The organism is Rhizobium favelukesii, assembly GCF_000577275.2.
Taxonomy (GTDB): Bacteria; Pseudomonadota; Alphaproteobacteria; order Rhizobiales; family Rhizobiaceae; genus Rhizobium; species Rhizobium favelukesii.
Genome location: NZ_HG916854.1, coordinates 402,127 through 421,143, shown reverse-complemented (window position 1 = coordinate 421,143; position 19,017 = coordinate 402,127). Strand labels below are relative to the sequence as shown.

At 58.1% G+C, this 19,017-nt stretch carries 18 protein-coding genes, 3 pseudogenes and 1 other annotated feature; of the genes and pseudogenes, 12 read left to right on the top strand and 9 right to left on the bottom strand.

Annotated elements, in window-relative coordinates; genetic code table 11:
* Positions 1-459: a GNAT family N-acetyltransferase gene (locus tag LPU83_RS62055; protein WP_024314186.1), complete on the top strand. Its 459-nt coding sequence runs from the start codon at positions 1-3 to the stop codon at positions 457-459.
* Positions 460-670: 211 nt separating this feature from the next.
* Positions 671-1,564, top strand: a complete 894-nt coding sequence (locus tag LPU83_RS62050; protein WP_024314187.1) for an alpha/beta fold hydrolase — start codon at positions 671-673, stop codon at positions 1,562-1,564.
* 253 nt (positions 1,565-1,817) lie between these two features.
* Here LPU83_RS62050 and LPU83_RS62045 read toward each other — a convergent pair whose 3' ends face one another.
* Entirely contained in the window at positions 1,818-3,356 is a 1,539-nt protein-coding gene (locus tag LPU83_RS62045) for a cation:proton antiporter (protein WP_040680843.1), read from the bottom strand.
* Positions 3,357-3,457: 101 nt separating this feature from the next.
* Here LPU83_RS62045 and LPU83_RS62040 point away from each other — a divergent pair, with 101 nt between their 5' ends.
* Complete coding sequence (locus LPU83_RS62040; RefSeq protein ID WP_024314189.1) at positions 3,458-4,681, top strand: flavin monoamine oxidase family protein; 1,224 nt, start codon at positions 3,458-3,460, stop codon at positions 4,679-4,681.
* A gap of 158 nt (positions 4,682-4,839) precedes the next feature.
* Here LPU83_RS62040 and LPU83_RS62035 read toward each other — a convergent pair.
* The 4 genes and pseudogenes from LPU83_RS62035 to LPU83_RS62020 form a co-directional block, all read right to left on the bottom strand.
* Positions 4,840-5,630 (bottom strand): annotated as a pseudogene (locus tag LPU83_RS62035) (amino acid ABC transporter ATP-binding protein).
* Complete coding sequence (locus tag LPU83_RS62030) at positions 5,627-6,295, bottom strand: amino acid ABC transporter permease (protein ID WP_024314191.1); 669 nt, start codon at positions 6,293-6,295, stop codon at positions 5,627-5,629. Before LPU83_RS62030 ends, LPU83_RS62035 begins: the two are co-directional and overlap by 4 nt.
* Complete coding sequence (locus LPU83_RS62025; RefSeq protein ID WP_024314192.1) at positions 6,292-6,933, bottom strand: amino acid ABC transporter permease; 642 nt, start codon at positions 6,931-6,933, stop codon at positions 6,292-6,294. The genes LPU83_RS62030 and LPU83_RS62025 overlap by 4 nt, the downstream gene beginning before the upstream one ends.
* Before the next feature lie 90 nt (positions 6,934-7,023).
* Positions 7,024-7,851 (bottom strand): transporter substrate-binding domain-containing protein, encoded by an 828-nt coding sequence (locus LPU83_RS62020; protein WP_024314193.1) that lies wholly within the window; start codon positions 7,849-7,851, stop codon positions 7,024-7,026.
* 226 nt (positions 7,852-8,077) lie between these two features.
* Between LPU83_RS62020 and LPU83_RS62015 the strand changes: the two genes are divergently transcribed.
* A complete protein-coding gene (locus tag LPU83_RS62015; protein ID WP_029709952.1) occupies positions 8,078-8,800 on the top strand; it encodes a histidine utilization transcriptional repressor HutC in 723 nt (240 codons plus the stop codon).
* Between the two features lie 16 nt (positions 8,801-8,816).
* On the top strand, positions 8,817-9,794 hold the full coding sequence (locus LPU83_RS62010) for a LysR family transcriptional regulator (protein WP_024314194.1): 978 nt from the start codon (positions 8,817-8,819) through the stop codon (positions 9,792-9,794).
* 86 nt (positions 9,795-9,880) lie between these two features.
* Here the strand turns inward: LPU83_RS62010 and LPU83_RS75925 are convergent, their stop codons facing one another.
* Positions 9,881-10,189 carry a GNAT family N-acetyltransferase gene (locus tag LPU83_RS75925; protein ID WP_112334118.1) on the bottom strand — a complete coding sequence of 103 codons (309 nt, stop codon included), beginning with the start codon at positions 10,187-10,189 and terminating at the stop codon, positions 9,881-9,883.
* 249 nt (positions 10,190-10,438) lie between these two features.
* Positions 10,439-10,494: a sequence feature (sul1 is cis-regulatory element that is thought to sense ions involved in sulfur or methionine metabolism; They are found in Alphaproteobacteria), on the top strand.
* A gap of 72 nt (positions 10,495-10,566) precedes the next feature.
* Here LPU83_RS75925 and LPU83_RS62000 point away from each other — a divergent pair.
* Positions 10,567-12,027: a SulP family inorganic anion transporter gene (locus LPU83_RS62000; RefSeq protein ID WP_024314196.1), complete on the top strand. Its 1,461-nt coding sequence runs from the start codon at positions 10,567-10,569 to the stop codon at positions 12,025-12,027.
* A gap of 354 nt (positions 12,028-12,381) precedes the next feature.
* Here the strand turns inward: LPU83_RS62000 and LPU83_RS61995 are convergent, their stop codons facing one another.
* Positions 12,382-13,128 carry a glucose 1-dehydrogenase gene (locus LPU83_RS61995; protein ID WP_024314197.1) on the bottom strand — a complete coding sequence of 249 codons (747 nt, stop codon included), beginning with the start codon at positions 13,126-13,128 and terminating at the stop codon, positions 12,382-12,384.
* 108 nt (positions 13,129-13,236) lie between these two features.
* Between LPU83_RS61995 and LPU83_RS61990 the strand changes: the two genes are divergently transcribed.
* Positions 13,237-13,581 carry an ArsR/SmtB family transcription factor gene (locus LPU83_RS61990; protein ID WP_024314198.1) on the top strand — a complete coding sequence of 115 codons (345 nt, stop codon included), beginning with the start codon at positions 13,237-13,239 and terminating at the stop codon, positions 13,579-13,581.
* 318 nt (positions 13,582-13,899) lie between these two features.
* Here LPU83_RS61990 and LPU83_RS61985 read toward each other — a convergent pair whose 3' ends face one another.
* Entirely contained in the window at positions 13,900-14,418 is a 519-nt protein-coding gene (locus LPU83_RS61985; protein WP_024314199.1) for a winged helix-turn-helix transcriptional regulator, read from the bottom strand.
* Positions 14,419-14,508: 90 nt separating this feature from the next.
* On the opposite strand from LPU83_RS61985, the gene LPU83_RS61980 reads away from it, so the two are divergent.
* Complete coding sequence (locus LPU83_RS61980; protein WP_024314200.1) at positions 14,509-15,150, top strand: dihydrofolate reductase family protein; 642 nt, start codon at positions 14,509-14,511, stop codon at positions 15,148-15,150.
* A 438-nt stretch (positions 15,151-15,588) separates the two neighbouring features.
* Here LPU83_RS61980 and LPU83_RS61975 read toward each other — a convergent pair.
* Positions 15,589-15,932, bottom strand: a pseudogene (locus LPU83_RS61975) (antibiotic biosynthesis monooxygenase family protein).
* A gap of 306 nt (positions 15,933-16,238) precedes the next feature.
* On the opposite strand from LPU83_RS61975, the pseudogene LPU83_RS75445 reads away from it, so the two are divergent.
* The 4 genes and pseudogenes from LPU83_RS75445 to LPU83_RS61960 all read left to right on the top strand — a co-directional run.
* Positions 16,239-16,420, top strand: a pseudogene (locus LPU83_RS75445) (hypothetical protein); the annotation flags it as partial.
* A gap of 104 nt (positions 16,421-16,524) precedes the next feature.
* Positions 16,525-16,740: a hypothetical protein gene (locus tag LPU83_RS61970; RefSeq protein WP_024314201.1), complete on the top strand. Its 216-nt coding sequence runs from the start codon at positions 16,525-16,527 to the stop codon at positions 16,738-16,740.
* A gap of 372 nt (positions 16,741-17,112) precedes the next feature.
* Positions 17,113-18,465: an LLM class flavin-dependent oxidoreductase gene (locus LPU83_RS61965; protein ID WP_024314202.1), complete on the top strand. Its 1,353-nt coding sequence runs from the start codon at positions 17,113-17,115 to the stop codon at positions 18,463-18,465.
* Positions 18,466-18,480: 15 nt separating this feature from the next.
* On the top strand, positions 18,481-19,008 hold the full coding sequence (locus LPU83_RS61960; protein WP_024314203.1) for a flavin reductase family protein: 528 nt from the start codon (positions 18,481-18,483) through the stop codon (positions 19,006-19,008).
* Positions 19,009-19,017: the final 9 nt, after the last annotated feature.

Genomic DNA, 19,017 nt, shown 5'->3' with positions numbered 1-19,017 from the left:
ATGCAGTACAGGAAAGCCACGCCTGAGGACGACGATGTCGTTGTTCGACATTATCTCTTGATTTGGGAGAGCTATGGGACACCTGCCGACCATTTTCGAGCGGATGCCGAAGCCGTCACACGCCAGTTCCTCGAGGAAGGGCGTCGGGATCGTGCGCTGGCGAGCTTCATCGCGTTTGACGGCGAAATCGCTGCGGGATCGGGCTCATGTCAGCTTCACCAGATGCCCTATCCCGCGGCATTGAAATCGGAACACTTGCTCCAGGGATACGTCTGGAGCCTCTTCGTGGAGCCAGCTTATCGGCGACAGGGAGTTTCGAAGAAACTGATGTGCATGATATTGGACTATTTGCGGGACGTAGGCTGCACCGGGATCGTGCTCCACTCTTCCGAGGCAGGCGAGGCGCTCTATCGTTGTCTCGGTTTCGAGATCGCTCGCGAGATGCGGCTGAAATTTTAACTGCAGTTCTGGCTGCGTGCTGAGAGCTGCTGCGAGCTTGAGTTCTGACGCTGACCACGAGACCATCAAGTTCGCAAAATGAAGTTTCAAATATCTTAGCCCTTGAATGTTGCGTTACCGACTCAACCCGCTAGATCCCATGCGATCACGCAGGGTCCATCGCCGTTAAAGCTGCTAACTTCAGCCTGAACATTGGCCAAGGTAAATATTCATGGAACAGGTACGAGGTCACCCTGAAATTTTACCGGGTTTCAGATGGTATGACATTCCTCTTGAGGACTGTTCGATCAGAACAGCAATTGGAGGATATGGGCCACCGCTGCTCCTCTTACACGGTCACCCACAGACGCATCTGACATGGCACAAGGTGGCACCCGTCCTTGCCAAAAAATTCACCGTCATCGCACCTGATCTGCGCGGCTACGGCGACAGTTCGAAACCCGATGGAGGGCCCGGTCACATCAATTATTCCAAGCGGACGATGGCGTTAGACCAGATACAAGTCATGAAAGCGTTGGGGTTTGGACATTTCTCAATTGTTGGCCACGACCGCGGCGCGCGTGTCGCCCATCGAATGGCGCTTGATCATCCCGACGCGGTCGATAGCCTTGCCCTTCTCGACATCGCTCCGACGGCGACCATGTACGCACGAACCGACATGGAATTTGCTCGCCGGTATTTCTGGTGGTTTTTTCTCATTCAGCCATACCCCCTGCCCGAGCGCCTTATCGCAGGTGATCCGGATTTCTTTCTCGATCAGCATATCGAAAGACAGATTAAGAACTCGGACGCGGTCGATCCGCTTGTCCTTCAGGAGTATCGACGCTGTTTTGCCAACCCAGCCACGCGTCATGCAATCTGCGAGGACTATCGCGCGGCGGCGAGCATCGATCTCATTCATGATGCGATTGACAAAGACAAGCGCATCCAGGTGCCTCTCTTGATATTGTGGGGCGCAAAGGGAACTGTCGGTGCGCTTTACGATGTGCTGGAAACCTGGGCCGATAAAGCCAGCGACGTGCGCGGCCACGCCATTGATTGCGGGCATAGTCCGCAAGAGGAAGCACCGGACCAACTGCTGAATGCCTTGAAAAGTTTTCTGTGACATCCAATCGCAATGGCCAATACCGCAGCCGAAGAGTGCGACGCAGGCGGCTCAGCAGACGCTGGTGTTCGGCCCGAATGCTTTCAGCACTTTTGCTGCGGATGGTTCGTCCACACTGGTTGCGCCGCAGTGCTCCTGGCTCGGTATCCTGATTTGTGCATTCATGGCGGCCCATCTTGGTCATGGCTGAGACGGAATTTTGTCAACCTGGCATGAACACCCCGTCGGATGCCCCTCACTATCGCGCTAATTTCTAGGTTTCAGTGATACGCCGATCTTCATCGGACCCGGCCGCAAGTTGTTTCCAGTCCAAATCCTCCTGCAGTTCGAGATATTGGCCAGGGCCGACGCGGTCGGCATCGCGCAGCTCTTCAAGGCATTGGCGTTGCGCCAGCACCGCGGCCAGTGACAGGCCGCGGCGGCGACCGAGCGGCAAAGTCTGGATCTGATCACTGCCTTCACAAAGCTGCCGATAAGCCAGCCGTACGGCTTCCGCCTCCACACCCTCCTCCTTGTCCAGTCGCTTGAGCGCGGCCTCGGCCAGCGATCTTCGTGCCGCTTCAAGCTCCTGACGCGCCTCGGCCCGTCTCTCAAGTTTGAAGAAACCGATCATGGGCGCCAGTGTGGCACCCTGGATAACCAATGTCGCCAGCACGACCGCAAAAGCCGTCAAGACAACGAGATCTCGTTCGGGAAAGTTCGCAGGCAGCGCGAACGCCGTGGCGAGGGTGACGAGCCCGCGCATGCCGGCCCATCCTACAAGCAAGGTTTCGCCCGGCGCGAAGGGTACAAGATCATGGCCGCGCCGATGCCGATAAACCACAATAGTGTGGAACAGGAACGCCATCGCTACGCGTGTTGCGATGACGCCGGCAACGACGACCGCGGCAAATCCAATCGCCCGCTCCAACTCGGGCGCGGACATCGCTTCGACGATGCGACGAGCCTGCAATCCCATCAGCAGGAACGCCACTACGTTCAGCAAGAAGACGACCGTCGTCCAGACCGCAAACGAATGCACCCGCATGCGTGGGGAATCCTCGACCGAGGCAAGCGTGGCGATCGTCATCGCGCTCGCCACCGTCGCCAGAACGGCCGATAGATGCAGACGCTCCGCGATCAGCCATGTCGCAAACGCGTAGACGAACTGAAACAGTGTGCCGCCGACGGTGTTTTCGGTGACCGGCCGCAGCCGCGAGACGAGCAACCCGAAGGCGATGCCGAACAGAATCCCGCCGGGTGCGGCAGACACAAGTTGCAGCACGGTTCCTGCATCGACCCCACCGCGCGCCTGGACGGTCAGCGCGGCGCTGAAGAGCAGCAGTGCGGTTGCATCGTTAAACAGGCTTTCGCCCTTAAGCAGGGCATCGACGCGACGGGAGACCGGTAAATTGGACAGGACCGCAGTGGCCGCGGCAGCATCGGGCGGCGCAACGATTGCGCCCAGCGTAATCGCCACCGCGATGGGTAGCCTGACGGTCAGCGCACTGATCGAGACGACCACACCGGTCGTGACCAGTACAGCCAACACGGCGTAGAAGAACAGTGGCAGGAGCATGCGTCGCGCCGCACCTACCGGGAAATCGTAGGCCGAATCGATCAGGACGGGCGCGATGAACAACGCAAGCGCGGTCGGCGGATCGATCGGGATGCTTGGCGCGCCGGGCAACATCGCCACGGCGACGCCTGCAGCGGCAAGGATGCCGGGATAAGGCAGCTGCATGCGTCGGGTTACCTGCAAAAGCAAGATGGCGACTGCAAGCAACGCAACGAGGGTCTCAAAGAAAGTCATCATCTCATAGTAGCAGCCTTTCGCCAGCGTTGAAGCAGTAACGGTTCCTCTATAAACCTATGCCGTGATAGCGATGGAGCCCTCACAACGGAGCGGCGACTGTGGATTACGGGGTTGCGATTGTCGGCGCCGGCGCGGCTGGGATTGCTACGGCACGCGCACTGGCGGCGGCCGGCCGTTCGGTGATTATGCTGGAAGCCAGCGGCCGCGTCGGAGGCCGCGCCTGGACGATCGAACTGGGTGGAATCCCGCTGGATATGGGTTGTGGCTGGCTGCATTCGGCCGAGCGCAATCCGCTCATTGCCCTCGGTCGCACAGCCGGGTTCACGATCGTACGCGGACCCACAGCATGGCAAAAGCAATGGCATGATCTCGGCTTCACGCCGGACGATCAGGCGGCCGCGGCGACTGCATGGAATGCACTTGAAAGTCGCATGCGAAGCGATCCGCCGATAAGCGACCGTGCCGCTGACGCGCTCGAGCCTAACGGCGAATGGAATGCCTATTTCCAGTCGCTGAGCGGATATATGAACGGCGCCCCCCTCGAGCGCCTGTCGATTGCCGACTTCCTGGCTTATGACGATGCGGCGACCGACAGCAACTGGCGGGTGCGCGAAGGCTATGGCCATCTAATCGCGGCGAGCGTTCCGGACGTGACGCTGCGGCTGTCGTCTCCTGTGCGCCGCATCGCCCTGACTGATCGAGGCGTCCGGCTGGATACCGACCGCGGCCCTATCACCACTCGCACGGCTGTGATCACCGTATCGACCGCTGTGCTAGCAAGCGGGGCGATCGCGTTCGACGCGGATGCCGACGATCACCTGCATGCCGCAAGCAACTTACCGCTCGGCCTGGCTGACAAGCTATTCTTCGAACTGCATGGCAACCATGGGCTTGAGCCCGAAACGCACCTCCTCGGAAATCCCCGCAGTAGCGATACCGGTAGTTATTATATTCGACCGCTCGGCCGACCCGTGATTGAGGCGTTCTTCGGGGGAACTGGCGCTGTCGCCATTGCGCGCAGCGGGCTCTTGGATGCGTTCGCCTTTGCCATGGATGAATTGTCATCCCTATTGGGCAGCAACATTTGCCGCCACCTGCGGCCGCTGACGGCCTCGTCCTGGTGCCACACCGACTGGATACGCGGTTCCTACAGCCATGCGCTGCCAGGATACGCCGGCGCCCGCAAGATCCTGGCCAGCCCCATTGACGATAGATTGTTCTTCGCGGGAGAGGCAACGCATCCTTCGGACTTCTCTACCGCACATGGCGCCTGGCAAAGCGGGATACGTGCCGCCGAACAGGTGGCAGAGCCGTTAGCTTGAAATCCGATTTGCCCGACAGCCGATCGTCGTTCGCCAAGCAGAGTTGCCGACACCGGTCCGTAAAGGCTTGCGGCAGTTCTCGGCCGGTCTTCCTCAAACGCTTCGAGTACTCCTCGACAACATCGCCGAGCGAGCACCCGGGCTTTTCTAGCCGCTCCTCAGAGCAACATCGATGCTCCGCGATCGAGGTAGGTGTCGAGGAACTGTTCTAGCCGCGCATTTCTCGGCTTTCTAAACACCTCTTTCGGAGGGCCGGTGAAGACGATCTTCCCGTGGTCAAGGAACGCGATCTGCTGCCCGACCGTGGCCGCAAAGCCGATTTCGTGCGACACGACGACCATCGTCATGCCTTCGGCCGCGAGATCGCGCATGACGTTCAGCACCTCGCCCGTCAGCTCCGGATCGAGAGAGGAGGTCGGTTCGTCAAAGAGCATGATCTTTGGCTTGAGGGCAAGCGCACGGGCGATCGCCACGCGCTGTTGCTGCCCGCCGGAAAGCTGCGACGGATAGTGCCCTGCCCGGCCTTCCAGGCCGACTTTTACGAGCTGAGACATTGCCCGTTCTTCGGCATCCTTGCGGCTCATCTTGTGAACGGTCTTCAGCGCCTCGCTGACATTTCCGAGCGCCGTCATGTGCGGCCAGAGGTTGAATTGCTGAAACACCATACCGATCTGCGCACGGATCGCACGGTTGGCCGCAGGCGCAATGCGCTCCCGCACGCCCTGTGCATTTTCGGTGAAACCCAAGACCTCGCCGTTGACCGTGATCGTTCCGGAGGTTGCTTCCTCAAGAAACGCCATGCAACGAAGAAGCGTGCTCTTGCCGGAGCCTGACGGGCCGATCAGGCAGGAGACCTGCCCCTGCGGTATCTCGAGATCGATGTTTTGGAGCACCGTCGTGTCCCAAACTTCTTGACGAGATTTTTGACTGCGATCGCGGAGAGGCTCATGCGTTAAAAAACCTGAATCTGGTAAGTTTCGTTTCTACGAGATGGCCAAGCCGCCCCGTGATTTCCACAAGCACCCAATAGAAGAGCGCCAGCACGGAGAGGGCTTCAACGAAGGCGTATTGCTGGGCGCCAATGGCGCTCAGTGTTGCCGTCAGCTCCGGAACGGTGATGATCGAAAGGACGGCGGTCTCCTTCATCAGGAGAACCGCCATGTTGAGCGATGGCGGCAGCACCAGCATGGTCATCTCGGGCAACAGGATGCGCCGAATGATCTGTCCCTGCGTCAGGCCCACGCACTCACCTGCCTCGATGTGACCCTTTGGAACGGCCATGAAGCCGGACCGAAAGATTTCGCTATAGTAGGCTGCACCATAGATCGAAATGCCGATCAGGCCCGCAGGCAGCGGATCGAGTGACAGGCCGATGAACGGACCGCCGTAGTAGACCAAGAATATCTGGATGAGAAACGGCGTGCCGCGCAGCACGGCGACGATCAGACCAAGCGCCTTGTCGAGCAGGACGCCGCCGAACCGCCGGCCGACAGCGACGAAAAATCCGAGGATGGCGGCGACGATCGTCCCGACGATCCAGATCAGAACCGTGACACCGGCGCCGCTTATGATTGCCGGCAGCTGGTCAAGTATGATGTTGATATCGAAAGTCATCGCGGCACTCCCGGAAGAGAGCGCTCTATGAGATTACCGGCAAGCGCCACGATCCAGTTGATGACGAGATAGATGAGGCCTGCAGCAGCAAATATCTGCAGCGGCAGGAAGGTGCTGCCTGCGAGGTCCTGCGCCATGCGGGTCAATTCGATGACGCCAACGACGGACACCAGCGACGACGCCTTGAGGATGAGGATGGCCTCATTGACCAGTGCCGGGAAAGTCAGCCTCAGCGCGATCGGCGCCTTGATGCGGCGGAAGATCTGGCCCGGCGTCAGGCCCACCATCTCGGCCGATTCCACGAGACCGGTCGGGACGCTGGCAAAACCACCGCGCATGTTCTCTGCCTGGTAAGCCGCCGTGCAAAGCGAAAGGCCGACGATTGCGGCAACGATGCTCGGCACGTTCAACCCGATCGCAGGCAACATGTTGTAAATCAAAAGCAACTGCACAAGCAGAGGCACGCCGCGGAAGAAACTGATGAAAATTTGCGCAGGAACAACGAAGAGCCCCTGCTTCGACAGCAGCATGCCCGAAAGAAGGATCGCGATCGCAAAACCGATCAAAATCGAGACGACGCTGATCGCCACCGTGTAGATCGTTGCGTAAAGTAGCAATTCAAAGAGTTTGATCGACATGTCCCGCTTTTGCCCGCTTGGCTGTCATGGAGACCGATGGCGTCTTCGATTGCGCCCCTGGGCGGGGCGCAATCGGCGATCGGCTTGTTATTAGAATGCGGGATCCTTGACGGCATCAGGCGTCTCGAAGGTCGCGCCGAACCACTTCTTCTGCAACTCGGCCATGCGGCCGTCAGCCTTGATCTTCAGCAGCGCTGCATCGATCGCATCCATCAGCGGCGCATGATCGGTGTCTTTCAGGCCAATGAAGCCGAAATAGGACTTCTTGCCGAACGGCGGCAGCACGACTTCAAACGTTCCCTCGCGCTGCTTTGCAACGAAGGCGATATTCGGGAGCGAGTTGGCAACACCGGCAATGCGGCCAGCAGCGAGGTCGGCATAGGATTCAGTGAAGGCCGGGTATTCGCGGATATCGACCTTCGAAGGCAGCGTTGCCGAGAATTCCTTCAGCTGGTCGAGCTGCGAGGTGGCCTTGCCGACGCCGATCGTCTTGCCGGCGATATCGTCCGGCTTGCTGATGGTCGTGTCGCCCGCCTTCTTGAGGATCGCGATCGTCGCTTCAGCAATCGGTGGCGTGAAACGGTAACGCTCCATGCGCTTCTTGGTGATGGTGGCGGGGCCGGCGACGACATCGAACTTGCCGGCTTCGAGTGCCGGGAAGACGCCATCCCAAGGAAGCGCCACCCACTCGATCTTAACACCGAGCTCCTTGCCGATTTCGGCAAAAAGATCAACGTTTAGACCAGCATGCTCGCCGGCATCGATAAAATCAAAGGGCGCAAAGGCGGTTTCCGTGCCGACCTTGAGGGTGCCGGCGGCCTTGACGGCGGCGAGCGTATCTGCGGCATGCGCAGACAGTGTCGCCCCCACCAGAAACGCGGCGCCGACGAGGCCCTTAAGCAATGAACGTGCGATCATGATTGTCATCTCTCCAGTTTCCACACCCGCCAGGGTGGGTTCGAGTTCCCGATTTCAGTCCCGTGTGCGGACTTCTCTGCTCCGCTTTTGACTATACAAATAGATATAGGCTAGCCTAAGGTGTCAACGTCAAAGTCAGCGAACGCAATTTTTATGCCGAACGGCTGCTTGGAGGCGCGAATTTCGCGTTTGCATCGTTTCGCCTGCAGGGTGATGAGGTCGCGTATTGGAGCCAATTTATCTCAGGATATTCAAGGATATCGAGACCAAGATCCTGAGCGGCGACTGGCGCCCGGGCGCTCGCATTCCGAAAGAGCACGATCTGGTCAACGACTATGGCTGTTCGCGCATGACTGTCAGCAAGGCGTTAACCGCGCTCGTCGAGCGGGGTCTCGTCGTACGAAAGCGGAAAACCGGGTCATTTGTCGCCTCGCCGCAGATCGACCGCACGGTCATGGATATCCAGGATATCGGCACCGAGGCAACTTTGGCGGGCTATGAGCATCGGTATGAGATCCTGACGCGAAAAATCGAGACCCTGGGCCCAGTTGAGGCCGCCCAGCTGCATGGCACGACGGGTGCCGAAATTTTACGGATTCAGTGTCTGCATATCGTCGACGGGAAGCCCACGGCAATCGAGCGGCGGATCATTCTGCTGGATACGGTGCCGCTTGCGAGGAACGAGAGCTTCGCGACCGTGCCACCGGCGAAGTGGCTTCTGTCGCAAGTGCCCTGGTCCAGGGCCAAGCATGTGATACGGGCAGTCTCGGCCGACGCTACGACTGCACGCATTCTGCAAATCGAGCGTGGTGAGCCCTGCCTCAGTCTCATTCGACAGACTTGGCAGAATGACCGCATGGTGACCTATGTCGAGATCACGCATCCTGGCGACCGCTTCCAGTTTGCGGGCGTCTTTCATCCTGCCGAGAAGCGGGCGTCACGCCGGTAACCATAAAGGGAGCGCGGTGAGCGACGAGCAGATATTCCGGGGAATTCCTCTCAAAGGCCTACAGGCGTTCGAAGCCGTCGGGCGCTGCGGCAGCGTGACGGCTGCTGCCGCGGAGCTGAACGTCTCTCCTGGCGCGATCAGCCAGCAGATCCGCAAAATCGAAAGCTTTCTTGGTGTGACCCTTTTGGAACGCAGTGGCCGAACCGTCGAATTGACGCAATGGGGACGGCTCTACCACCGCGAGATATCGAAGGGCTTTGAACAATTTGCGCTGGCCGAGCAGGTGTTGGAGCGCGCACGCAACGAGAATGCGCTCGTCTTGAGCGCATTGTCCTCCGTCGTCAACAAATGGATCGGCAGGCGCATCTTTGACTGGCAAGCGCTGCATCCCGATGCACATGTAAGGATCACCGGCCGCGACAAGGAGCCGCGAATGGGCTTCGACGAGGTCGATTTCCGCGTCAGCTACGGATCCGACGTCTTGCAGCACGACCACTATGCAGAGCTGTTTCGCGATTGGGTCGTGCCTGCCTGCTCCCCCGCGCTGATCGACGGCCGCAGCCTTTCGGCCGTCGAGTTGCTGTCCTACCCGCTGCTGCATGTCGAATGGGAGCGACACTTCACGCCCTACCCCAGCTGGACGGAATTCGCCGCGAAGATCGGTACCGGATTCAAGGGGCCGCCTTCCGGCTTGTCATTCACCTTATCGAGCAGCGCCATCGACGCTGCCGTCAACAAGCGTGGCATCGTGCTTGCGCAGATGTCGATGATTGCCGACGAACTGGAAGCGCAGACACTAGTCATTCCGGTCGATATCAGAATGCCGTTGCGCGAGAGCTATTTCCTCGCCTGGGACCGCTCCGCGCTACAAAAGCCTTATGGCCCGGAGTTTCGCGACTGGGTTATTGCCATCTCCCGACGGCAGGCGCAGATCTCCGCGCCGTCCATTTTGTCCGAGCCAAAAATAAACCCGTCTTCAAGCGATATTTCATGATGGGGAGCCACCGGCGAACCCCCGCCCCGCGGGAAGTGGATGATGCTTCAATCCAACAAAGGTCGAGAGACAAGGATGATGGAGTTCTAGCCCTGGCGGTGCCCATTAGGCCGGCAGCGGCAATGCACCCATGAGCGTTTACTGCGGCTCGGAACCGCCGTTATCGACGATTGTAGGCAGATCTGCTTGCGCCCCGATGCAATAAGCGCACGCACTACGCTCCCGAACAACCTTCGTCCTATGCCCCGACGTTCAAAACCGGGCATCAGGTAGATGGCATATAGCTCGTTTTCAGCGAAGTAGCCCGAGCGGCTTGGCCCGCCCGACGCACATCCGATCACGCCGCCATCTTCCGTCGTGGCGACACGGTAGACCGCGCCAGGAGTTGAGAGCATCCGAGCATCGAGCTGAGGAAATCGGAGGATATCAGCCGATCAAAGGTACGCCGCCAGGATAAGACGACGATCTTTTCGATGGTGGCTAAATCGCCAGTCTCCGCAGGACGTATCTGGATTTCAGTTCGCTCCATGTCTCATTCTGGCCAATCTGCATTTGAGCGGCAGTGGCCGCATCGCCCCAATAGCGGCCATAGGAAGTTTTTTTGTTGCGTCGCGAAATAAAGACGATAGTAAGAAATCACTCACCACGGACCCGGTGAAACTCCGGGTGGCTCTTCTGGCCGCCGATCCGCCAGACCACGCAAAACCAGCATGCCATTTTAATCGACCGCTCAATCAGAGCGCGTTCGCCATGCTTTGCGAGAACTTATAACATGCAATTTTCATCCATTCGTCGGGATTGGTCCGCCAATCCTATGCGCGAAATGCTCGCTGGAGCCGTCGCCACTTTCGCTCTTATCCCCGAGGTTATAGCATTCTCATTCGTCGCGGGCGTCGATCCTCAGATCGGACTTTTCGCGTCTTTCGTGATCGGGATCGTCATTGCCTTCACGGGCGGCCGTCCCGCCATGATTTCTGCCGCTGCGGGATCAGTAGCACTTGTGGCAGCACCGCTGGTTCACACCCATGAACTACCTTACCTCTTTGCCGCTGGACTACTCGCGGGCATGTTCCAGATCGCCTTCGGACTTCTTCGTCTCGGCGTATTGATGCGGTTCGTTTCGAAGTCTGTCCGCACAGGCTTCGTCAATGCGCTCGCGATCCTCATCTTTGCAGCCCAGCTTCCACACATCATTGGGGGAGACTGGTTGGCGTACGGCATGCTCGCCGGTGGACTTGCGGTCATCTACCTGGTTCCGAGGATCACGACGGCTATCCCAAGTCCCTTGATCTGTATTCTCGTTCTGACCGCAGCATCAATATCTCTGCAACTCCCGGTCATGACAATTGCCGATCTCGGTAGGCTGCCTGACTCCCTGCCAATCTTTAGCTGGCCCTCCGTTCCCATAACGCTGGAAACCCTAACGATCATCGCCGGACCGGCGCTCGCCATAGCCATGGTTGGCCTGATGGAATCCATGATGACGGCGAGTGTCGTAGACGATCTTACGGGCACTCCGAGTTCAAAGAACAGGGAATGTATTGGCCTCGGCATCGCTAATACGGCGGCAAGCCTCTTCGGCGGAATCGCGGGCTGCGGGATGATCGGCCAGACTGTCAGCAACGTGAAGTACGGCGGACGCGGTCGACTTTCAACGCTATTCGCAGGTGCTTTTCTGCTTGTCCTAATGGTCCTGCTCAAGCCCTGGGTTTCGCAAGTTCCCGTCGCAGCACTGGTGGCGATTATGGTCATGGTGTCCATCGACACGTTTGACTGGTCGTCATTGAAGACGCTTGTTGTTCATCCCAAGATGTCGAGCGCTGTCATGGCAGTGACCGTTATTGTCACGGTTTCCAGCTCGAATCTTGCGCTGGGCGTGACCGTAGGCGTACTCCTGAGCGGTGTATTTTTCACCTTTAAGGTGGCCCGCCTCTTGCGGATAGAGACGGCCGTTGGTGTAGACCGCCTAACCTACAAAGTAGCAGGTCAGGTGTTTTTCGCGTCGGCTGATGTCTTCGTTGATGCGTTTGATATTGAGGAAGCGATAGGGAAGTTGGTTCATATCGACGTATCCCAAGCGCACTTCTGGGACATTACCGCCGCGGCAGCGCTCGATAAAGTCGTTGAACGCTTTAAAGCGCATGGAATCGTGACCCAAGTCAGCGGCCTGAACGAGGCAAGCGCAACATTGATCGGACGTCTTGATGGCTCAACCAAACTCAAAGAGGTTTGACTAAAAGGCTGAATGTTGGAAAGTGCCGTAGAAACGAATGTGCCTCTGCGGCTCTCTCGCTTTATCCGACGCTTTGCGGCCTGAAAACGGCTGTAGCCGGATGCGAAATTTCGGAATTTTGACACGGACTTCCGGAATTTTTGAATTCGGCCAGTTGCAATGGCTGCAAGCCGCCAAATGCGGACATGGTGCCATTCCCATTTACCAAAGACCGTTGCCATCTATCCTCAAAGGAGGGGCTATCGGGAACCATTAGCTGCAGAGAGCGCAGCGAGCCCGCGTCGAAGCCATCGCGTTTCAGCTGCGAGGCGGTGCGTGCCCCCGTGAAGGAGCACGCACAACATCAACTGATCATTAGCGAAAACCGCCGCTGGCCACTAATCGCTCGCCGGTCAGCCAACGGGCATCGTCGGAAGCGAGGAAGACAGCGACCCCAGCGATGTCGTCCGGCTGGCCGATACGGCCGAGCGGAGTCTGGGTCACTGCGCTGCGCTCGAAGTCCGAGCCGATGAACCCCGCGGTGTGGGTACCCTCGGTTTCGACGATGCCCGGGAGGATCGCGTTGACCCGAATTTTGCGCGGGCCTAGCTCATTGGCAAGCACGCTGGTGATGCTGTCCAATGCGCCCTTGGTCCCGGTGTAGACGCTGGAGGCTGGCGGAGCGAGACTGGTCGCCGCCGACGAGATGTTGATGACGCTGCCACCCTCGCCGAGATGCTTGAGCGCTGCTTGGGTGCTCAGCAGAACGCCCAGAACGTTCACGTCGAACATGCGACGATACTGTTCCTCGGTCACCTGCTCGATCGGCGCGAATTCGTATACCCCCGAGTTGTTGACCAGCACGTCGAGCTGGCCGAATTCCTTCACTGCAGCGTCCACCAGTCCATGCGCCTGTTCGGCCTTCGAAACGTCGCCCTGGACCGCGATGGCTTTGCCACCAGCCGCCGTGATCGTCTGGACCACCGCGTCCGCTCCCGCCTTGCTCGAAGCGTAGTTCACCACCACCTGTGCACCTTCCGCTGCGAGTGCCTTGGCAATCGCGGCACCGATCCCTTTGGAGCCCCCCGTCACGACGGCGACTTTTCCAGCGAGCTTACCCATGGCGCATTCCTTTCAACTCGGAGTGCCGTCGGAATTGGCGGCATTGTTCCATAGTTCGGAAATTCGGAACTGTTGATCTTGGTTTCAAGCCCCCATATACAAAAAGTCATGAGACCGCTCTTTCATCCAGCAATAGAGGACGTACGGCCTGAGGCGATCTTGCATGCCCTCTCCGATCCGGAGCGCGCGGCGATATTCGCGCAAATTGCGGGCAGCGGCTCCGGCGGGACGTGCGCTGCGTTTGCCAACATGCGCGAGCGCGTGATCCCCAAGTCATCGCTATCGAACCACATCAAAGTGCTGCGCGAGGCCGGCCTTATCCGCTGCGAGCGTCAGGGCGTCGAAATGCATAACCATTCGCGCTGCTCGGAATTGGATGAACGCTTTCCAGGTCTCGCTATGGCAATTCTGAGTGCTTACGGATGGCTTCCCGGAGAGGAGAAGGCGGATTGACAGCTATATGACGGGTTGGGCGAGCTGTCTCTCCAGAGTTTGGCGATATCTTTCGAGCGTGATAGCGACCGCTTAAGGGGCCCAGAGCGGTTGAGCGGTCATTCCGGAAAGGGGCCATTACCGGACATTGCGGTTGTCGCCAGACCACTTGAGACGCATTGAATGTTTGCTGTTGATGTCGTGGCCAAGGCATTGCCAAATCTATGAACTTGCTCCGGTACTTCTTTGTTTTTCCGGACATGATCTTGCCTAATCCAAGGTATTTGGAACGCTGTCACCAAATCGAAGCATTCCCGTTGTCGTCGGCACAAAACAATCTCACTCTTTGCGTTCCATTTTTGCGCGGACGTCGAGAAAGGCGTTGGTAAGACCTATCAAGACAGGCGATGTGACACTTCCATTTGCTCCGCCGATCGGGTCCGCAATGTGAATGTTTCTAAGATCGTTCATGAAGTCGTCCCAAAGGGCCGATCCGCCAGTCTCAAGAAGTTCGGCGCGGATGCTCAAGTCTTCGCTGACAGGCAGATGCCGCCGGCCCCAGGCGCCGATCACAGCGATCATCGGCACAAGCTGAATCGCCGGTTCTGTCAGACTGTAAATCGCCTTCTGGCTGTGGGTGGGATCGTCCAGCTTGGTGACCAAGCCGAGCGAGACGAGACGCTTTAGGCGCGCGGCGAGTATGTTGGAGGCAATCCCTTCGTCGGACCGATTGAGCAACTCGCGAAAATGCCGGCGATTACCGAACATGATGTCCCGGATGATGATGAGACTCCAGCGGTCCCCCAACACCTCCATCGTCAGATTGATCGGGCATCCCGACCGCCGCTCGATATCCATATTTGCTTCCCTTAATGAGCCAATTGCAATGTAGGACCAGTCGTGTTTAAGATGCAACCAGTTTTAATCTGCAATTAGATGGAGGCAATCATGTCGAAAGTGCGCGTTGCAGCATTCTCTCTCTCGGTCGATGGCTTCGGGGCCGGACTGGAGCAAAGCCTGAACGACCCCCTGGGCAAGCGCGGTGCGGAATTGTTTGAGTGGTTTTTCCCGACCCGGACGTTCCAGGCGATGTTCGGTAAAGAGGGCGAATCGGAAGGTGCCGACGCGAAATACGCATCGTCGGGAAATACCGGTTTTGGTGCCTTCATCCTCGGCCGCAACATGTTCGGCCCTGTTCGCGGCGAATGGCCCGATGAAAACTGGAAAGGCTGGTGGGGCGACAATCCGCCCTATCATGCACCGACGTTCATCCTGACGCACTATCCCCGCGCGCCAATAGTCATGGAAGGCGGCACGACCTTCCATTTTGTCTCCGGCGGGGTCGAGGAGGCGCTTATGCAGGCCAAGGCCGCCGCCGGTGGCAGGGATATCAAGATCGGCGGCGGTGTCAGCACGGTGCGCCAATATCTTCAGGCTGGCTTGGTCGACGAGATACACTTTGCCATTTCGCCAGTTGTGCTCGGGAGAGGCGAAGCAATGTTTGCCGGCATCGACCTGCCTTCGCTCGGCTTTCGGGTCGCCGCCCATGAGGCGACGGAGAAAGCTACTCACATCGTTTTGAAGAAATAAGGTCCACCATTTCTTTTGTCATCAACGCGGACTGGACCCATCCGATTGACGAACGCTTCGCGAATGTTCGTGCCTACCACGCTTGACTGCTCGCATGGCGCAGCTATGCGTAGGAAAAATCGGCGGTTCCATACCGACTTTTGCGGCAATCGAATGGCGGCTCTGGGCCGAGAGCGGAAGGCGGCCGTCGAATAGCATTCCCGAACGGCAGCAGCTAGGGCTATTCTCCGGACGACGATTGGCTGGGTCATCGTATCGACGACGCCTGGTGCCAGACATGCCCGCTTCTCAACAGGCGGCAAAGGTCTTCCAGCATCATCTCTGCGTTCTCCCCCGGAGCAGACGGTTCGAGTTTGATGTGCTCAACAAGAATAATAGCAACAAAAGTTTGAACATGAGGATCGGTCATGTTTGGCCGGGGCCGGTCTGTGGCGGAAATCATCCCACTTCGACAACATCAGCTTCAAATCCGTAGGCTCTCTGAACAAGGGCGACGCGGATTTCATAACGCGTGTACCAGTCTGTCCGGCCCCGGCGTTGCGCCTCAACGTGATCGACAACGGCTTTCCATGCTCGGATGCTTCCTCGTTCCTCCAATAAGAGTTGATTATGCCGAAACCATCAGCACGGCGGGCGCTTTCGAAACCCAGAAAGCCAGGCTGCTGCTTTGCCAGTTCCACCATCGCAACGCCGATTTCACCATAACCGTCTTCGACATCGGTTCGTTGCGATGAGAAGCAGACCACGTAGTAGGGTGGTGCAGGCAAGGAAGCGATAGACATGCCGACCTCTCGTTGGCAACGGGCAGCTTTACAGGAATTACCGGATTGGAACGCCATCCTTACACCGCAGCCACGCCACGCAACCGTGATGCAATGCACGAACGCCAGCAGCAAGGAATTTGCTTCGATCACAGGTTTATGACAAAGCGCGTATCTTGAAAACAACTCGCTCTCAAGCATGCTCAATAGTTGCAGATTGCCACTCGCCGCTATCTTCCAGGAAGTCAGACGAACAAAAAAGAGGTTGCCTATGTCATCGTGGGACGCCTGATCCAGCAATAACAAGGCTTCTGCCTTTCCAAAGGCATTAATTTCACTCGCATTGAATCCGTGCGCCGCATAACGATACCACGCTCCTCTGCAGGCAGGAATGCAGCAGTACAAGCCTCTCTTCTCCGACCCCTCCTACATTGAACTTTCGCAAACAGCCAGGCTTGGTTACGCATGGGCGACTCGACGAGATCGGCGACGGAACGCACTTTCTCCACGCATGTTTTACTGTTACGTCAATTCCGAGCCCTAAGACATCTTAATACAGCTTCTGGGCTGTTGATGGGGGCCCGGCACGTAACCAAGAACGGAGATCGATGGCATGCATACGTTCACCGTAGCCGTCACGTCAAAGCTGCAAGCAGACACAGTCGAAGAAGCCGCTTTGCTCTTTTACCAGCAGCTCGTAGTAGGCCCGCCGCCACTTAGCTTTCACGTAATTGATGAAACTAACAGGACCACAGAGGTGATGCTCGATCAAGCAAGGGCGGATGAGTTCGCAAGCATCGATCACACTGTAGATCCAGGCAACTGGTAGATCCCGCAAGACCGCAGGCTTCCAGAACTTTCAAGGGACAAGCAGGCCGTTGCAGTTGCGTTTTTTGAACCGCGCAAGTCATCGTGATACTTCGCAGAGGGGGCAAGCCTCGGATTGGAGTACACACTTCACAGGCCTGCGACATCGACTTGGTCAGATATCCAATCTGCCTCCCATGTTTTGATCTCCAACCCCACCTTTGGCATGGAAAGTGCGAGATTTGAGCGTATTTCCGCTCCCAAAGGTTTTTAGGACTCAGCACCATGACTCTTTAGAAAAACTAAAAAGGAAATCAGTGTTGCGATATTGATGTGAAAAGTCGCGTGACGTTACCTTAGGCAATCGTCGTTCAAAGCGCCTGGGGAGAATACGATGGCCCGCACCGACAAGATGAAACTCGGCACCTTCGTCTACACGTTCGGCTTTCATCCCGCGTCCTGGCTGCATCCGGCAAGTGACGTTCACGGCGCCAATGAATTCAGCCATCTTCTCGACGTCGCCAAACGCTCGGAGGCGGCGAAGTTCGACTTCATGTTCATGGCCGATTCACCGGCCGCAGCCGTTGGCGATCCGGACGCGCTCGCCCGTATCCCGACGAAGATGAATCGCTTCGAGCCCTTGTCGTTGCTGTCAGCCCTGTCGGTGACAACGAAGGATCTCGGCCTCGTGGCCACTGTTTCAACCAGCTACTACGAGCCCTACAATGTCGCGCGTCTCTTTGCCTCTATCGACCATTTGAGCGGCGGCCGCGCCTGCTGGAATGTCGTGACCTCCGACCACGACGAGACCGGCTATAACTTCAATCGCGAAGGCCTCGACCCGCATGCGCTACGCTACGAGCGCGGCAACGAGTTCGTGGATGTCGTCTTCGGCCTGTGGGACAGTTTCGAGGACGACGCATTGCTTCTCGATCGCGAGAGCGGTGTCTATTATGACAAGACCAAGCATCACACGCTCAATCACAAGGGTAAGCACTTCCAGGTGCGCGGACCGCTCAACATTGCCCGGTCACCGCAGGGCCGGCCCATCATCGCGCAGGCCGGCGGTTCTGAACCCGGCATGGACATGGCGGCGCGGACGGCCGAGATCGTTTTCAGCCTTGCCTCAAACATCGATCGGAACCGTGCATTCTATGAGAACGTCAAGGGCCGCATGCCAGCCTACGGGCGCAATCCCGACGACCTCAAGATCATGCCCGGCGTCGTACTGAACGTTGGCGAAACGGAAGCCGAAGCGAAGGCAAAGGTCGACTATCTCATCGACAAGATGCATCCGGATGTCGGGCGGTTGATGCTTTCGGAGTTTCTCGAGGCTGACCTGCGCGGTGTACCGCTGGACAGGCCCTTTCCCATGGATCGGTTGCCGCCGACACCGAAGGGTTCACGCGCCCTGTTCGACGAACTGGTCGATTTCGTCAAGGGAGGGCGTACCGTCGGTGAGCTCGTGCGCCACTATGCCGAGAAGCACACCGGCAACGGCATTACCGGCACGCCGACCCAGATTGCAGACTTCATGGAAGAATGGTTCGAGACCCGTGCGGCAGATGGCTTCATTTTGATGTTCCCGACGCTGCCGTCGAGCCTTGAGGATTTCGTAAAGCTCGTCCTGCCGGAATTGCGCCGTCGTGGGCTTTTCCGCGAAGAATACGAAGGCAAGACGCTTCGCGAGAACCTTGGCCTATCAATGCCGGTCAATCGCTTCGCGACGGCACGAGCCAAAGGCTGACGAAGGGGCAAGTCGATGGAAGAGTTAGCAACCAGATCCATTGTCGATCAATCCGCGTTCAAGCTTTCGATGCGCCAGCTTGCCGGTGCGGTGAGCGTCATCACTGTTGGCGAAGGCGACGAGCGGACAGGCTTTACTGCGACCTCGGTTTCCTCGCTGTCTGCAGAAGCGCCTTCGATCATCGTCAGCCTCAACCGCGGGTCGTCCTCGTGGCCGGTGGTCGAGCGGTATCGTCGCTTCTGCGTCAATGTGCTCACCGCTAACCAGCGGCACGTCGCGCAGTCCTTTGCAGGGTTCGACGGACGGCAAGGTGCTGAGCGTTACGAAGACGCGCAATGGTATCGTCTTTCAACCGGGACTGCGGCCCTGAAGGATGCTCTGACGGTCCTCGATTGTGAGCTTGAAACGGTCCTCAATCACCATTCGCACGCGATCCTCATCGGCCGCGTCTGCGCGATCGAAACGCGCGAGGATGTCGAACCGCTTCTCTACTGGCGTGGCGGCTACCGACGCCTGTCCGGAGAGGCAGTCACCTGTCCCTGACAGGACAAT

Bases quoted from the DNA above. Each gene is read 5' to 3' on its own strand.
- LPU83_RS62055 (WP_024314186.1), top strand. From the start codon at position 1: ATGCAGTACAGGAAAGCCACGCCTGAGGACGACGATGTCGTTGTTCGA.
- LPU83_RS62050 (WP_024314187.1), top strand. From the start codon at position 671: ATGGAACAGGTACGAGGTCACCCTGAAATTTTACCGGGTTTCAGATGG.
- LPU83_RS62045 (WP_040680843.1), bottom strand. From the start codon at position 3,356: ATGACTTTCTTTGAGACCCTCGTTGCGTTGCTTGCAGTCGCCATCTTG.
- LPU83_RS62030 (WP_024314191.1), bottom strand. From the start codon at position 6,295: ATGACTTTCGATATCAACATCATACTTGACCAGCTGCCGGCAATCATA.
- LPU83_RS62025 (WP_024314192.1), bottom strand. From the start codon at position 6,933: ATGTCGATCAAACTCTTTGAATTGCTACTTTACGCAACGATCTACACG.
- LPU83_RS62020 (WP_024314193.1), bottom strand. From the start codon at position 7,851: ATGATCGCACGTTCATTGCTTAAGGGCCTCGTCGGCGCCGCGTTTCTG.
- LPU83_RS75925 (WP_112334118.1), bottom strand. From the start codon at position 10,189: ATGCTCTCAACTCCTGGCGCGGTCTACCGTGTCGCCACGACGGAAGAT.
- LPU83_RS62000 (WP_024314196.1), top strand. From the start codon at position 10,567: ATGCAATTTTCATCCATTCGTCGGGATTGGTCCGCCAATCCTATGCGC.
- LPU83_RS61995 (WP_024314197.1), bottom strand. From the start codon at position 13,128: ATGGGTAAGCTCGCTGGAAAAGTCGCCGTCGTGACGGGGGGCTCCAAA.
- LPU83_RS61990 (WP_024314198.1), top strand. From the start codon at position 13,237: ATGAGACCGCTCTTTCATCCAGCAATAGAGGACGTACGGCCTGAGGCG.
- LPU83_RS61985 (WP_024314199.1), bottom strand. From the start codon at position 14,418: ATGGATATCGAGCGGCGGTCGGGATGCCCGATCAATCTGACGATGGAG.
- LPU83_RS61980 (WP_024314200.1), top strand. From the start codon at position 14,509: ATGTCGAAAGTGCGCGTTGCAGCATTCTCTCTCTCGGTCGATGGCTTC.
- LPU83_RS61970 (WP_024314201.1), top strand. From the start codon at position 16,525: ATGCATACGTTCACCGTAGCCGTCACGTCAAAGCTGCAAGCAGACACA.
- LPU83_RS61965 (WP_024314202.1), top strand. From the start codon at position 17,113: ATGGCCCGCACCGACAAGATGAAACTCGGCACCTTCGTCTACACGTTC.
- LPU83_RS61960 (WP_024314203.1), top strand. From the start codon at position 18,481: ATGGAAGAGTTAGCAACCAGATCCATTGTCGATCAATCCGCGTTCAAG.